This is a genomic window from Domibacillus sp. 8LH (genome assembly GCF_038806185.1).
GTDB lineage: Bacteria > Bacillota > Bacilli > Bacillales > Domibacillaceae > Domibacillus > Domibacillus indicus_A.
The window spans coordinates 78,308-93,806 of sequence record NZ_JAVJNG010000006.1; the positions used below are offsets into that span (position 1 = coordinate 78,308).

Annotated in this window: 10 protein-coding genes and 1 pseudogene; 8 read left to right on the top strand and 3 right to left on the bottom strand. The window is 43.4% G+C overall.

The window, feature by feature from the left end; all coding sequences use genetic code 11:
- The first annotated feature begins 41 nt into the window (after window positions 1-41).
- The 3 genes from RG959_RS10520 (at window position 42) to RG959_RS10530 (ending at window position 3,163) form a co-directional block, all read left to right on the top strand.
- Window positions 42-1,334, top strand: coding sequence for an ABC transporter substrate-binding protein (locus RG959_RS10520; RefSeq protein ID WP_342797070.1), 1,293 nt, complete (start codon window positions 42-44; stop codon window positions 1,332-1,334).
- A gap of 121 nt (window positions 1,335-1,455) precedes the next feature.
- On the top strand, window positions 1,456-2,340 hold the full coding sequence (locus RG959_RS10525; protein WP_483298875.1) for a carbohydrate ABC transporter permease: 885 nt from the start codon (window positions 1,456-1,458) through the stop codon (window positions 2,338-2,340).
- 1 nt (window position 2,341) lies between these two features.
- Window positions 2,342-3,163 (top strand): carbohydrate ABC transporter permease, encoded by an 822-nt coding sequence (locus RG959_RS10530; protein ID WP_251272552.1) that lies wholly within the window; start codon window positions 2,342-2,344, stop codon window positions 3,161-3,163.
- Between the two features lie 659 nt (window positions 3,164-3,822).
- Here RG959_RS10530 and RG959_RS10535 read toward each other — a convergent pair.
- Both RG959_RS10535 and RG959_RS10540 read right to left on the bottom strand, forming a co-directional pair.
- The gene (locus tag RG959_RS10535; protein WP_342797072.1) at window positions 3,823-5,154 is read right to left on the bottom strand and encodes a prolyl oligopeptidase family serine peptidase; all 1,332 of its coding nucleotides are present in this window, start codon (window positions 5,152-5,154) and stop codon (window positions 3,823-3,825) included.
- 88 nt (window positions 5,155-5,242) lie between these two features.
- A complete protein-coding gene (locus tag RG959_RS10540) occupies window positions 5,243-7,630 on the bottom strand; it encodes a glycoside hydrolase family 3 N-terminal domain-containing protein (RefSeq protein WP_342797073.1) in 2,388 nt (795 codons plus the stop codon).
- Between the two features lie 446 nt (window positions 7,631-8,076).
- Between RG959_RS10540 and RG959_RS10545 the strand changes: the two genes are divergently transcribed.
- The 4 genes from RG959_RS10545 to RG959_RS10560 all read left to right on the top strand — a co-directional run bounded on the left by RG959_RS10545 (window position 8,077) and on the right by RG959_RS10560 (window position 12,655).
- Window positions 8,077-8,655, top strand: coding sequence for a TetR/AcrR family transcriptional regulator (locus RG959_RS10545; RefSeq protein ID WP_342797074.1), 579 nt, complete (start codon window positions 8,077-8,079; stop codon window positions 8,653-8,655).
- A 39-nt stretch (window positions 8,656-8,694) separates the two neighbouring features.
- On the top strand, window positions 8,695-10,143 hold the full coding sequence (locus RG959_RS10550; protein ID WP_342797075.1) for a DHA2 family efflux MFS transporter permease subunit: 1,449 nt from the start codon (window positions 8,695-8,697) through the stop codon (window positions 10,141-10,143).
- A gap of 371 nt (window positions 10,144-10,514) precedes the next feature.
- Window positions 10,515-11,156 (top strand): NAD(P)-dependent oxidoreductase, encoded by a 642-nt coding sequence (locus tag RG959_RS10555; RefSeq protein WP_342797076.1) that lies wholly within the window; start codon window positions 10,515-10,517, stop codon window positions 11,154-11,156.
- 539 nt (window positions 11,157-11,695) lie between these two features.
- A complete protein-coding gene (locus RG959_RS10560) occupies window positions 11,696-12,655 on the top strand; it encodes an aldolase catalytic domain-containing protein (RefSeq protein WP_251272546.1) in 960 nt (319 codons plus the stop codon).
- Between the two features lie 240 nt (window positions 12,656-12,895).
- Here RG959_RS10560 and RG959_RS10565 read toward each other — a convergent pair.
- Window positions 12,896-13,090: pseudogene (locus RG959_RS10565) on the bottom strand (MFS transporter); the annotation flags it as partial.
- Between the two features lie 336 nt (window positions 13,091-13,426).
- On the opposite strand from RG959_RS10565, the gene RG959_RS10570 reads away from it, so the two are divergent.
- Complete coding sequence (locus RG959_RS10570) at window positions 13,427-15,427, top strand: TRAP transporter permease (RefSeq protein WP_342797077.1); 2,001 nt, start codon at window positions 13,427-13,429, stop codon at window positions 15,425-15,427.
- Window positions 15,428-15,499: the final 72 nt, after the last annotated feature.

The following is a 15,499-nucleotide window of genomic DNA, read 5'->3' on the forward strand; positions in this document are numbered from 1 at the left end:
ACTTATTTGTGTTAACGCTTACAATAAAGGGGGCTAAAGGCATGAAGAAAAGACTGGGGCTTATCTTAATGATGATTTTAACGCTCGTTTTATCTGCCTGCGGATCTAACACACAGACGGAAGAAGGAAGCCAGGGCAGCAGCGGGGGAAGCGGGGAAAAAGGAAAACTTGATATTTTCAGCTGGTGGACGGGTGCAGGAGAGGAAGACGGCTTAAAAGCACTTCTTGCCCTGTTCAAAGAGAAATACCCGGATATTCCAATTGAAAACGCTGCTGTAGCCGGAGGGGCTGGAACCAATGCGAAAGCCGTATTGGCGAGCCGGATGCAGGGAAATGATCCGCCCGCTACTTTCCAGGTGCATGGCGGTTCAGAGCTGAATGACAGCTGGGTAGCAGCGGATAAAATGGAGCCGCTTAATGATCTGTATGAGCAGGAAGGATGGAATGATAAATTTCCAAAAGAATTAATTGAACTTGTCAGCAAAGACGGCAATATGTATTCGGTGCCGGTCAATATTCACCGTGCGAATGTTCTTTGGTATAACAAGAAAGTCTTCGAGGAAAATGGCATTGCTGTTCCAACAACGTTTGATGAGTTCTTTGAAGCTGCAGACACTTTAAAAGAAAAAGGCATTACGCCGCTTGCACTTGGAGACAAAGAGCCGTGGGCAGCCACACACTTATTTGAAACTGTCCTGCTTGGCGAGCTGGGCGCAGAAGACTATAAAAAGCTTTGGACAGGCGAACTGGCTTTTGACGATCCAAAAGTTAAAAAAGCAGCCGAAACGTTTAAAAAGATGCTTACTTATGTAAATGAAGATCACAGTTCCCGCAACTGGCAGGATGCTGCGCAGCTTGTTGGAAGTGGAGAAGCAGCGATGAACGTTATGGGTGACTGGGCAAAAGGATACTTTACAAATGATTTGAAACTGGCTGTCAATAAAGATTTTGGCTATGCACCAACACCTGGAACAGAGGGAACATTCGGTGTTATTACGGATACTTTTGGTCTTCCGAAAGGGTTAAACAATTCAGAAGATGTAAAGAAATTCCTTAGTGTACTTGGATCGGTTGAAGGCCAGGATGCTTTTAACCCATTAAAAGGTTCTATTCCAGCTCGTATTGACGCAGACGTATCAAAATACGATCAATATGGAAAAGACACAATGGAGGATTTTAAATCTGCCGCGCTTGTGCCAAGCTTAGCGCACGGCTCAGCAGCACCAGAAGGATTTGTAACGAAGGTCAATCAAGCGGTTAATATTTTTGTTACACAGGGAGATGTCGATCAGCTTGTTCGTACGCTTCAATCGGCAGGAACCGAATTAAAATAAAGCAGAAACCCTCCGTACGGGGGGTTTTCTTTACAAGGAGGCATCTACTATGGAAGCAGTAAGAAAAGAAACAGCCAAGGGAGAAAAAGCGTCTAAAAAAAGCTATTCCTCTGACCAATGGATGGCGCTTGCTTTTTTGCTGCCTTCTTTTTTGCTGATCGTCATTTTTGTATACGGATTTATCGGCTGGACAGGATATGTGTCACTGAGCAACTGGAATTCACTTATTCCTGATTTCTCTTTTGCCGGCTTGAAAAATTACATGTATTTATTCAGTGATTTTCGTTTTCAAGCTGATTTACGCAATACTCTCTTCTTTACGATTCTCTTTATCGGCCTGGTGATTTTATTCGGGCTGTCACTGGCTATTCTGCTTGATCAAAAGCTAAAAGGAGAATCCATTTTCAGAAATATTTTCTTTTTCCCTATGGCGTTGTCGTTTGTTGTGACCGGCGTCGTGTGGCAGTGGTTATTAAATCCTTCAACAGGAATTAACTTATTTTTAAACACATTCGGGATTACACCTAAGTGGTACACAGATACCAATATTTTAGCGGGCTTTCAATGGGGACAGATTGAATTTGGCCTGCCGGCTGCGCTGATTGCCGTAGGGATTGCGGCTGTCTGGCAAATGACCGGGTTTTCATTGGCTATGTATATTGCAGGGCTTCGGGCGATCCCGGATGAAACAAAAGAAGCGGCCCGTATGGATGGGGCTTCTGAATTTCAAATTTACCGGCAGATTATTTTGCCCCAGCTTCGCCCGATTACAGTGAGTGTCATTATTATCATGGCGCACATTTCCTTAAAAATCTTTGATTTGATTTATTCGATGACAGGTCCTGGTGCAAACTTTGTAACGGACGTTCCAGGTGTTTATATGTTTGAAACCACATTCCGGGGTAATTATTATGCGAACGGAGCTGCGATTGCGATTATTATGCTTCTCAGTGTTGCCATATTTATCGTTCCATACTTACTAAACAGCCGAAAGGGGGAAGCGTAATATGGTCATCAGGGCGTTTACAAAACCGGCCAGCTACTTCGTGCTGATTGCGGTCAGCTTATTCTTTTTGATGCCGGTTTATGTCATGATCATTACGAGTTTAAAGCCGCTGGATGAAATTACGCTGGACCAAATGTGGACGCTGCCATCCTCGCTGGATTTCAGCAGCTATGGAGAAGCTTTTTCCAAACTTGCGCCAAACTTGATGAACTCTTTTTATCTCGTTATACCAGCTACTTTGCTGTCTGCTCTATTAGGGGCGATGAGCGGGTATGTACTTTCGAAGTGGCGGTTTAGAGGGTCGGAGATCTTATTTACTCTTATGCTGTTCGGTATGTTTATCCCTTATCAAAGTATTTTGATTCCGCTGATTCAGTTTTTACGAGAAGCGGGGCTGTATAACTCTATACCCGGGCTGATTTTTGTTCATGTTGTGTATGGCATCCCGATTACCACGCTGATGTTTCGAAACTTTTATGTGAATATTCCCGATGAAATGATTGAATCTGCCAAAATTGATGGAGCTAACTTTCTTGGCGTGTTCCGGCATATTATGATTCCGTTATCGGTCTCAGGATTTGTCGTAGTGGCTATTTGGCAGTTTACAAACATCTGGAATGAATTTTTATTTGCAGTTACCATTACAACCGCTGATCAGCAGCCGGTCATGGTCGCGCTGCAAAACTTATCGGGAAGCCAGATTGTCCAGTGGAATGTTCAAATGGCGGGAGCGCTGCTGGCTGCACTGCCTACGCTGTTGGTTTATATTCTTCTCGGGAAGTATTTTGTGAGAGGTCTGCTGGCCGGATCAGTAAAAGGATAAAAGGAAAAGCCGCTAGTGAAAGAGCGGCTTTTTTTAATTTCCTCTTTATTATCCTCTGCAAATTATGCTTTAGTGACTGTCTCCATTGCCGATAAGCCTTTTTGACGTTTAGTTCAGGGAAGGTAGTTAAGGCACAGCATACCTTTAAGAAAAACATAAAAAGGGCAAGTCACAAAAAGTGAATCTTGCCGCAGAGTGTAGACAAATGATATGGATGACCGTGCACATGAATGGGATGGATCGGCAGCGTCCAGGCAGCTCCGCTTTCCATGGGGCAGGCGCTGAGCCCGACTTCGCCTGGCGGCTCTACCGGTCTCAGCTGTCCGCTAGTCCCATAGGAGTCTACGCTGCCTTCCCGCCGCCAAGTGGCTCGCGACAAGATGGCATAGAGTTAATAAGGATTTAAAAAAGAGAAAATGTCTGTTCAGCCTTGCTTAGGGATCTTCCATACCACTTAGTGAAGCCTGCCGGACGAAGACTCCTGCGGGAAGTACAGTGAGTCGGGAGACCCCGCAGGCGCAGCCGAGGAGGCTCCCGCACTGCCCGTGGAAAGCGCAGTCCGGCCGGCTTCACTTATCGGCTCTTTTTAAAAGTGAAAGACTTTATCTACAGTCTGGGTTAAGCTCACAACAAGTGAATCTTGCCACAAAGTTCGATTTTTAGTTTTGAAGAGATTGTTCAGCCAGCCAATCCATGAGGGTAGTCGTGTTTCCGTTTATTACGGTATCTACTTCATTGTTAAATACATAGATCCATGACCAGTGACCGTTATATTCATACGGTGTACCATCTGCATTCGTATACAAACCAGACGTATCATGGACATCCTCAAATAAAGACAGGTGAACATTTTCCGCTCCAGCAGCAACGAAGCGCTCATACGTTGGCACTGTATGAAGAGAAGGAGGCAATATTGTATCATTTTCTGCCGTCACGAACCAAGTTGGTGTTTGTTTCATGCTTTGAATGTCCTCGTCAGAGATAAGTGAGTCGTTTAACCCTTCACATATCGGGAATGCCGCTGCAAAGTACCCAGGGTAATCTCGCGTCATCAGCATGGTCATATATCCTCCATTAGAAGCGCCGCCAATGTAAATTCGGCTTGGATCAATATCTGGGTTAGCAGCCACCTGTTCTTGAATTAACGCCATCAACGCTTCCTCATATTTGGATGTTCCGTCTGCTCTGCCAGTGATTCCATCCATCCAGTAAGTCGGTGCCTGCGGTGCTAAAACATACGCTCCGTCAAAATGGTCTTGAATATCTTCTGTGGCAAAGTTAACCGCTTTATTTGCAGACAGCGGAATCGTACCATCTGTACCGCCTTCACCGCCACCATGCAGCCAAATGATCAGCGGATTTTTCTCTTTATCTTTCTCGGGAGCGTAGTTCGCATAGGATAGTGTTATATGATTATATGTGGCTTGGCCGGTAGAGAAATCCTCTACTAGCTCTTTTGTTTCTCCCGCAAATTGGTTAATAACCAAACCCGAAATGACTCCAGCGTTTGTTTGGATATCTTTTTGCTGCGTAATGGTGTATTTATTTTCTGTCCAGTCATTAAATCCTGTTCCGGCTGCATCATAGTTTAGGGCAGAACTCAAAGAGCTTGCTGGGCTTACTTCCATTTCCAGAACGGCGTATCTGCCTGTTTTAACGGCAGGATTGCCTTTTTTATCTGAAACGTAAACATTGGTAATCTTCCGGCTGCCTTCCTCCAAAAACGGTGTTTTTAAGCGGTGATCGCTTCTTTTTACATGCACAGAAAATGTATCAGGTGTGATAGAACCTTTTGGAACAGATCTTCCTAAATCTACAATTAGTTTTGTGTTGACTGCTCCCCAATCTTTAATTTCAGTAACAGTCTGGTAAGAAGCCGGCTGTGTTTTTACTTCTTGAGCCGCTGCTCCTGTACTGTAAGAAAGCAGTGCGCCGGCTGCTAATGTAGAGATCATGGCTGTTTTTGCTTGTGTTTTTATTTTTTTCAACATATCCTTTGGCCACCTTTATTCGTATTAATTTTGAAAGCATTTTTATAAAATTCTGCTGCTAATGATTACTTGCTTTTATAGAAAGTCGTTACCTTTTTGAAAGACGTTCGATAGCTGTTTCAGGTTCTAGTACATCACTGACCTTTTCAACAATGATATCTTCTGCAACTGTAAAAGTGGCCGTGTCTTTAATATCCTCAGAAGAAGCGCCCACTTGAATGGTGTACGTGCCTTTTTCAAGCACCCAGGCAGAAAGTTCTTCACTGAATGATGCTAAATCCTTTGCACCCAGTCCAAACGTTACTTTTTCTTTTTTTCCTGGCTTCAGTTCGGCCGTTTTAGTGAATGCTTTCAGCTCTAGAGAAGGCTTCTCCAGTTTTCCGTCAGGCGCAGACACGTATACTTGGACTACTTCTCTTCCTGGTACTTTTCCAGTGTTTTTTACGGTCGTACTAATAGATAGTGTGTCTTTGAATTTCTTTGTGGCTTTCACTTTGTCGTAATCAAATGTAGTGTAAGACAAGCCATAGCCAAATTCATAAGAAGGTTTTACATTAAAGGTAGTATTGTAGCGGTAACCAACATAAATATCCTCTTCATAAGGGAATCCATCCGGTGAGCCAGGATAGCGGTCCGCATACGGAAGATCGGTATAATCAACCGGAAATGTTTGAGCTAGTTTACCAGATGGATTTACTTTACCAGTCAAAACATCCGCAACGGCGTTTCCAAGCTCCTGCCCCGGTTGCCAGGAAAGAAGGATGCCATCTACTTTTTCTTTCCAGCTTTCCACTTCAACAGGACCTTCTACGTTTAAGACAGCAATCACTTTCTTGCCTTGATCGCGGTACGCTTTGGACACTTTTTCTACCATTTCTTTTTGTGAAGGAGACAAATAAAAATCTTCTTTGGCGCGATCGACAGCATAAGAACCAGGAGCAGTGCCAATTACAACGATTCCAATATCCGTGTTGGCTGCTGCTGTTTGCACATCCTCGGTAATGTCCATCTCAGGAAGCTTCGGTCCAACAGAACCGAAAGTGCCCGGTGTTCCTTTGTACGCATCCTGGCTCCGTAAGTCTGCTGCATATTGGTCGTATTTTGTAAGCAGAGATTCATTCAACGTCAGGCCGGCATTTCGCAGCCCTTCTGCAATGCCAAGCTGATAAGGCGCATAAACGAGAGCACTTCCTCTTCCACCTGTGTTGATTTCACTAACGGGGACACCAAATAAAGAAGCGCTTACATTGTTTTTGATAGGCAGAGCCTGATTCTTGTTTTGCAGAAGCACCATTCCCTGGGCAGCTGCCGTTCTCGCTACTTTTGCTCCCGCTGCAAGGTCTGGTGAGTTTGTTGGCTCTGCTCCTTTGAAGGTAGGGGACTGCACAACAATTTGAAGAATTTCTTTAACATTTCGATCTAAAATTTTTTCATCTAAAAGCCCACTTTCAACAGCTGCGATAATAGCTTCCGATTGCGCTGCTCTTCCTGGCATTAATAAGTTTGTACCTGCTTCCATTTGCTTGACGATGTCCCGGTCGGCAAACTCCCAGTCTGTCATCGCAAATCCAGTAAAGCCAAAATCATTTCGTAACACATCTGTTAGTAATTCTTTGTTTTCGGTTGCGTATGTGCCATTAATTTTATTGTAGGAATCCATTATCGACCAAGGCTTCGCTTCTTTTACTGTCATTTCAAATCCTTTTAAGTAAATTTCCCGTAATGCTCTTTGACTGACGATCATATTTCCGTTATTGTTTGTCCGCTGATTGAAAGCCGCAAAATGTTTAATCGTTGTGCCCACACCATTTTCTTCTACACCATTAACGAAAGCTGTGGCTAATTTACCCGTAACAACCGGATCCTCTGAAAAATATTCAAAATTCCTTCCATTTAGTAGATAACTTTGAATATTCATGCCGGGAGCAAGAAGGAGGTCGATCCCATAGGCCTTCATTTCTTCACTAGTCGCGTCTCCGACTTCTTTTACCAAATCAGCATCCCAGGTAGAGGCGAGAACCGTTGGGGAAGGAAACTTCGTTGCGTAGTATGTTTTTGCATCATTTTCTCTCGTTGGACTAATCCGTACACCCATTGGTCCGTCTGCCAATACGATAGCTGGAATACCTAAACGCGGAATGGCCTGTGTTTGGCCGGCAGCACCCGGAACTTTGGTTGATTGGCCGCCGATTACTTCTCCATTTTCAGAAGTTAATCCTCCTTTATTGCCGCCTACCAATAAAAAGGCTTTTTCTTGTAAGGTCATAGCGTTTATAACCGCATCGATTGACTCTGCATTAACCAGTTTTGGAACTGTATTTGCGGCTTTAACAAACCCTTCTTTTTGCTGTATTTGATCAGTAGAGATTGTTTCAGAGGCAGACACATAAAGATTAGTACCAGAAAGAAGAAGCCCGCTTGCAAGTACAGCAACTACTAATTTATTACCTGTGTCTTTCTTTGAACGTTTTTTCACCATTTATCCCCCTCAATCCTTATTGTTTGAAGCGCTTTCATAAAATGAGAAACTTGGCTTTTTCTCAGTGTAGCGCTTTAAAACAGGAAGCCTTTCTAAACTTTCTTATGATTATCTGCAATTTTTTAAGCTGCTAGGAAAAAAGAACTGGATATATTGCCTGCTTTTCCGCTTTGTTATAGTTGTTTTGAACGGGTAGGCTCGCTATATGCTTCATAAACTGTTAACCGCTTAACGAGTTCTATGATCCTCTGTTAAACAGCAGCCATCCCAAGCAAATATGTACAAAGCTTTGAATAAAATTCTGCTTCTGTATTTTAAATAAACGGTCCGTCTCCGACTTGAGCATTTAGGTAATAAATAAGTTAATGAAGTTTTCTACATTGACAAATGTAAAATAATGCATTATATTAGACCGGTCGGTTTAATTTGTGAAGAGGTGAACTATGACCAAAAAGCTTAATACGAAAGGGATGCTGATTGAAACAGCTTCCAGGCTGTTTCGTATGCGTGGATATGACGGAGTTGGCCTTAATGACATTTTGAAAGAAAGCGGGATTCCAAAAGGATCGCTTTATCACTATTTTCCTGATGGAAAAGAAGGGCTGGCTGTTGAAGCCATTCGTCACACAAAGGGCGTAGTAATTGGTTTTATTGAAGAAGTGTTCGAGCGAACTGAAGATCCAATCAAAGCTGTTCAGGACCATATTTGCGAATTGGTCGAGGTAATGCGGGATGAAAAAGAGCCAGTTGGATTTCCAATCGGAGCAATTGCATCTGAAAAACATTCGACGAGCGAGCCTATTCAAAAAGCCTGTCATTCAGCATTTGAAGAGTGGAAGGAAACGTATTCTAGAAAGTTCATAAAGGCTGGGTACAGTGAAAAGCAGGCAGAGGATTTTGGTATCATCATTCTTGCCGTCATAGAAGGAGGCATTCTTCTTTCTCTTACAGCCAAGAGTGATAAGCCTCTTCGTGTGATCGCGGAGCAGATACCGATGCTGCTGACTAAGAAAAGCGGGTAATTTGGAGAAGGCTTAGCCTTTAAAGGGAGGAATGGATAGATGGCAGCAAGTACTGCAGCAAAGCAACAAGAAAATGTGAAAACGATCCCTATTTTAATTTCCTTTTTAATCGCGGGATTTATTGGGTTATTTAGTGAAACAGCGCTTAATATGGCGCTTGGAGATTTGATTCAGCAGTTCAATGTAGGATCTGCAACGATCCAGTGGCTGACTACGGGCTACTTATTAACACTGGGGATATTAGTTCCGGTGACGGGCCTTTTGCTGCAATGGTACAGCACAAGGCAGCTGTTTATGGCAGCTTTGCTTTTTTCGATTATCGGAACGCTCATAGCGGCATTAGCACCCAGCTTTAGCATACTGATGGTGGCACGGGTCATTCAGGCGCTTGGAACAGGCCTGCTTCTGCCGCTCATGTTTAACACGATTTTATTGATTTTCCCTATTCATCGAAGAGGCGCCATTATGGGGCTGATGGGCTTAGTAATTATGTTCGCTCCGGCGATCGGGCCTACGATTTCTGGTTTATTGATTGAAAACTTGACCTGGCACTGGATTTTCTGGCTGTCTTTGCCGTTTTTAGTGTTTGCGCTGTTTTTTGGCATGGTGTACATGCAAAACGTATCCACGATTACAAAGCCGAAGATTGACGCCATTTCTGTTGTTTTATCCTCTCTTGGTTTTGGAGGCATTGTTTATGGCTTCAGTACAGCCGGCGAAGACGGATGGTCGAGTTCTATCGTAATGATCGCTCTTGCGGTTGGATGTGTGGCGCTTGTTTTGTTTTCTCTTAGACAATTTAAGATGGAGCAGCCAATGATTGATTTACGTGTGTTTAAATACCCGATGTTTACGCTTGGGCTTTTCATTGTTTTTATCGCTTTTATGGTGATTTTGTCTTCCGCGATCCTGCTGCCTTTATACTTGCAGACAGGACTGGGATTAGCAGCTTTTACAGCCGGCCTTGTTCTTTTGCCGGGCGGAGTGCTGAACGGTTTAATGTCTCCGCTGACAGGTCGTATTTTTGATAAATATGGACCAAAGGGATTAGTGATTCCCGGGTTTATTCTTGTCATTGTTACCTTATGGAGTTTATCCCGTGTGACAACGGAAACATCTATGTTAGCGGTTATCGTAATGCATTCTCTTCTCATGATCGGCATTTCCTTGATCATGATGCCGGCCCAGACAAACGGCTTAAACCAGCTGCCAAAAAACCTGTATCCGGATGGAACCGCACTGATGAACACGTTACAGCAGGTGTCTGGAGCGATCGGTACGGCTGTGGCGATTACGATTATGTCTTCGGCACAGCTTGATTTCATGAAGAACATAAAAGACCCAACGGATCCGTCTGTGATTGGAGAAGCGTTAACCGCAGGCGTGCAGAATGCTTTTACTTTCGGTTGGATCCTGGCTGTTATTGGTTTGGTTCTTGCTTTCTTCCTTAAGACTGCGGGCTTTAAGCAAGCAGAATCAAACAAATAAATGCTTTATGAATCTTCCTAAAGCGCAAAAAGCGGCCGTTTGACCGCTTTGAGACTGACGATTTTGTCGTCAGTCTTTTTTTGTGAGAGCTTTCACTGTCCAAAACGGGCAGGAGACTTTTCGGGAAATATCGCTTCTTAAAAAGAGCCGACAGGGAAGCTGCGCGCCCTGCGCCTTATCGGCTTTTCTCAAAACAGCCGTACTCCTTACGTGTGAAGGTATGTAAAAAAAGAAGGAGCAAGAGTTGACTTTTCTATTTGTAACATATATAGTTACAAATAGAACGAATCACTGCTTTTTGCAGTTTCTTTTTTAGTTTAAATGTAATTAAAGTTGTTACAAATATTATGATAAGCTCAGGAGGAAAAAAGATGAAAATCGGAGTAATTGGCGCAAGTGGGAAAGCGGGAAGTTTCATTTTAAAAGAAGCGTTCTCAAGAGGACATGAAGTAACCGCCATTGTCCGCAACGCTTCAAACGTACAAGATGAAAAAGCAGCCGTCATCGAAAAAGACATTTTTGATTTGAAAGCAGAGGATATAAAGGTATTTGATGTAGTTGTGAATGCCTTTAATGCCGCTCCAGGCGAAGAGCATCTGCATGTGGAAGCGGGTCAAGTACTGATTGAAGCGCTAAAAGGCGCGCCGAAAACAAAATTAGTTGTCGTTGGGGGTGCCGGCAGCTTATTCGTAGATGAAGCAAAAACAGTCCGAGTATTCGAAACACCTGACTTTCCAGAAGCCTATCTTCCAACAGCGGTGAATATGGGAAAAAATCTGGCTGAACTGGAACGCACAAGCGGTATTACGTGGACATACATCAGCCCAGCTGGATTCTTTGACCCGGCAGGCAAGCGTACGGGTACGTACCAAAAAGGTCAGGACAATCTGATTTTAAATGCAAAAGGTGAAAGCTACATCAGCTATGCAGACTATGCGATTGCTGTATTAGATGAAATGGAAAATCCAGAGCATGTAAATGCACGTTTCTCGGTTGTAGGGGAATCCGAATAATCGCTTTTTTAAATAACATCATTTAGCTGATCATTCTGCAAAGCAGAACAAATGAGCACCTTTAAGTTGAAAACAGGTATGGAATCCCTGAATCAACTTGAAGGTGCTTTTTCTATGGGGACGAAAGTGAGTTAGACAGCAAAAGTAAAAGAGAATGGCTGCCAGAACATCCTCATCCATCTACAGCTGTTGAATGGGGAAATGAACTTATATCATCACGGATTATTTTGGGACATCGCTGGAGAAGTTAAAAGCATAGGGTGAGGTAGCAATAAAGAATTCGTTCCGTTAAATCCCCGTTTTCTATGTACAGAAGAGCACCCTTGGGATACAATAGCAGAAACAAACGGGGAAAAAGGAAAAAAACAGATGATTTTTGACGAAAAGTATCAAATGTTGAAAAAAGTATTGACAGTCTAATGGAAAACATGATATAAACATAACAAGATACTTTATCACATAAAAGCATAAAAGCATAAAAGCGTAAAAGCGCGAAAGCGAATATGCTTTACACAGAAGAAACAGGAGGAACGACGACTATGGAACAACGCAGCAAGATTATCGACTGTACAATTCGTGACGGCGGTTTAGTTAATAACTGGGATTTCAGCATTGAATTTGTTCAAGACCTATACAATGGTTTGAGCGAAGCAGGTGTTGAATATATGGAAATCGGATATAAAAATTCCGCGAGACTTTTAAATGCGACTGAACCTAATCCGTGGAGATTTCTTGATGATAACTTTTTAAAAGAAATTTTACCGGAGAAAAAATTCACGAAGCTGTCTGCGCTGGTTGACATTGGCCGTGTCGATCCGAATGACGTTCTTCCGCGCGAAGAAAGCCCTCTGGATATGATCCGGGTAGCCTGCTACATCCGTGAAGTAGATAAAGGCTTGGAGCTTGTACAAATGTTCCATGACTTAGGCTACGAAACGTCTTTGAATATTATGGCACTATCAAGTGTGCCTGAACATCAACTGATCGAAGCCTTTGAAATGGTAAAAGAAAGCCCGGTTGATGTGGTATATATTGTAGACTCATTTGGAAGCCTTGACCCTGCTGACATTGAGCATCAGGTAAAAAAATTCAAATCGATGATTCCAAACAAACAGCTTGGCATTCATACTCACAATAACATGCAGCTGGCATTTGCGAACACGCTAACAGCTCTGCGCAATGGTGTAACGTTCCTTGATTCTTCTGTATACGGCATGGGCCGCGCAGCAGGAAACTGCAACACAGAACTTCTTGTGAGCCATATTCAAAAGCCAAGCTACGAAATGAAGCCTGTATTAAAAGTGATTGAAGACCATATGCTGGAAATGCGCCAGAAATGGGAGTGGGGCTACATTATTCCTTACATGATCTCAGGCGTTTTAAACGAACATCCACGTGTGGCAATGGCATACCGTAACAGTGAAGACCGTGATAAATATGTTCAGTTCTACGACAATGTCACGTCTCCAGAAGCGAGCCTTGCGCCGACATCCAAATAATCTTTGTACGTTATAAAAAAGGCCGGGAAGCAGAATGCTTCCCGGCCTTTTTGCTTTTTAATTTAAAATACGAATTTTCATTTCTACTAAATAAGCCTCGGGCCGCGGTGGTGAATAGTAGATAGGCATGAACAGCTCATACACATCGCTTAAGACGGTAATTTGCTGTTGAATGATCCTCTTCACTAGTTTACGATAACTTTCCCAATACGTTTCTGGATCAAACTCGTAAGCGATAAGCACACACTTTCCTGCTGGAGGAGGGTCTATAAGCTGTGTTACCGCGAACGCAGCAACCATACAACCGACGATCGCTCCATTTATATTCAGCTCGTTCATAATAGTAGGCGTTACCGGCACTACAAGACCGATCCCCAAAAACGCAATAAACAAATTCATCAATAAAATGGTTAATACCATTCCATAACTTCGCATTTCATTCTGCCCTTTCTATCAAGAATTGTACAGTTCATACTACAAAGCCTCCCCTAGGAGGAGAGTCAACAGTGATAGGCAGCCTTCTTATGTTCTGGAAAAATTCCATTTAGCAGCACGGCATCTTCACTCCGTACATGAAAAGCCAGAGGAATATTTAGATGGACAAGCGCATAAAATAAATAACATTTTTTATAAAGTATGGAAGAAAATCTTACAAAAAAAGGCTTTGGGCATTTTGGTTCATCTATAGTTAAAATTGTAAAAAATGTTTTTTTTTAAAGAACTTCAACTAAAAAGTTTCATAGTGAAACGAATGAAAGGAGAAGATGTGGATTGACAACCAAGCATGAAGCAAGCTATTTATCAGAAGAAGAACAACAGAAGCTGCTTGAAAAATATGATCCAGAAGCAGGAACAAGAAAGTTAACCGGCCTGCTCGGGTATATTGCTTTTTTTGGCCTTTTGGCTTTTTCCCTGTTTCAGCTTTATACAGCTGTTTTTGGTGTTTTCACAGCTCAAATTCAGCGCACCGTACATTTAGGCTTTGCCCTTTCCTTAATATTTCTGCTGTTTCCGGCTAACCGAAAAAAGAGACAAAGAGGAAAGCTTCAGGTAGCCTGGTATGACTTAATTTTCTCTATCTTAAGCATCGGTGTAGGTGCGTATTGGCCGCTCCGTTTTGAAGAACTGGTCATGAGTGTCGGCCGTCTCGAGCCGCTGGATTTCGCGGTTGGTGTGACAGCGATTGTGCTTGTATTGGAAGCAACCAGGAGAACGGTTGGTCTGCCGATTATGATGATTGCGCTCCTTTTTATGCTTTATGGACTTTTTGGCTCGTACATGCCGGGCTTTTTGTCTCACCGCGGATTGACCCTGGAGCGTATGGTTCAAACGATGTTTTTCACAACAGAAGGAATTTTAGGCACGCCACTGGCTGTTTCATCTACTTTTATCTTTTTATTTCTGTTATTTGGCGCTTTCTTAATACGGACAGGCGTTGGGCAGTATTTTAATGATCTTTCCATTGCCATTGCCGGCAGAAGCATTGGCGGGCCTGCGAAAGTAGCGATTTTTTCAAGTGCCCTTCAAGGAACGATCAGTGGAAGTTCTGTTGCGAATGTGGTAACGTCTGGTGCTTTTACGATCCCAATGATGAAAAACCTTGGTTACAAGAAAGAATTCGCTGGAGCTGTCGAAGCGTCAGCTTCAACAGGCGGGCAGCTGATGCCGCCTATTATGGGTGCAGCGGCTTTTTTGATGGTTGAGTTTATCGGAAACGGCATTACATACTGGGATATCGCCAAAGCAGCTGCCATCCCGGCGATTCTGTACTTTTCAGGCATTTGGATTATGACCCACTTTGAAGCAAAACGGCTTGGGCTGCGCGGGCTGACAAAAGAAGAAATGCCAAGCAGAAAAGAAGTATTCGGAAAAGTATATTTACTCATTCCAATTATCGCGATTATTTTGCTGCTGATGTCTAATATAACCGTTACGCATGCCGCGCTTTATTCCATTGTCATTTCCATTATTGTTGGTTTTATTAATAAAGACGGGGGAATGAAAGCTGTTGATATTGTGCATGCACTCGTAGACGGCGCACGCACAGCCCTTGCTGTAGCGGCAGCGACGGCAGCAGCCGGAATTATCGTAGGCATTGTGACAAAAACAGGACTGGGATTAAAACTGGCCAATGGCTTAATTGATCTTGCAGGCGGTTACTTAATCCCTACGCTTATCCTGACGATGATCGCTGCACTTGTACTTGGGATGGGTTCACCGACAACAGCGAACTACGTGATCACTTCCACAATCGCAGCGCCGGCCATGATTTTACTCGGTGTACCTGATTTATCTGCTCATTTGTTTGTATTTTACTTTGGTATTATCGCTGACATTACACCGCCTGTAGCACTGGCCGCCTTTGCCGCAGCCGGCGTGTCGGGAGGAGAACCGATTAAAACCGGGATTGAATCGTCGAAGCTGGCCATTGCCGCTTTTATCATCCCGTATATTTTTGTTCTTTCACCTGAAATGTTAATGATCAATACGAGCTGGGGAGAGGTCGTTTGGGTTATGCTGACGGCGATGATTGGCATGATTGCCATCGGAGCCGGTGTGATCGGCCACTGGATGAGAAACATGCACTGGCTTGAACGAATCACCGCCTGCATTGTAGGGCTGCTACTTATTTACCCGGAAACTATCTCTGATATTACAGGGTTAGTGATGTTTGGCGTACTGCTGGCCTTACAGTATGTATGGAAGCAGGACAAAGGGGGCAGAAACGCCTTGCAAGACAAGCCTGAAACAGGTTATCCAAAAGTAAAATGATCGGCTGTTATCGAGCCATTTTTGCTCAATCAAAGACAGGAAACAAAGCAAAAAGATTCATTTGTTCCTGCT

Excerpts from the sequence above, each read along its gene's own strand:
- RG959_RS10520 (WP_342797070.1), top strand. The coding sequence starts at position 42 with ATGAAGAAAAGACTGGGGCTTATCTTAATGATGATTTTAACGCTCGTT.
- RG959_RS10525 (WP_483298875.1), top strand. The coding sequence starts at position 1,456 with ATGGCGCTTGCTTTTTTGCTGCCTTCTTTTTTGCTGATCGTCATTTTT.
- RG959_RS10530 (WP_251272552.1), top strand. The coding sequence starts at position 2,342 with ATGGTCATCAGGGCGTTTACAAAACCGGCCAGCTACTTCGTGCTGATT.
- RG959_RS10535 (WP_342797072.1), bottom strand. The coding sequence starts at position 5,154 with ATGTTGAAAAAAATAAAAACACAAGCAAAAACAGCCATGATCTCTACA.
- RG959_RS10545 (WP_342797074.1), top strand. The coding sequence starts at position 8,077 with ATGACCAAAAAGCTTAATACGAAAGGGATGCTGATTGAAACAGCTTCC.
- RG959_RS10550 (WP_342797075.1), top strand. The coding sequence starts at position 8,695 with ATGGCAGCAAGTACTGCAGCAAAGCAACAAGAAAATGTGAAAACGATC.
- RG959_RS10555 (WP_342797076.1), top strand. The coding sequence starts at position 10,515 with ATGAAAATCGGAGTAATTGGCGCAAGTGGGAAAGCGGGAAGTTTCATT.
- RG959_RS10560 (WP_251272546.1), top strand. The coding sequence starts at position 11,696 with ATGGAACAACGCAGCAAGATTATCGACTGTACAATTCGTGACGGCGGT.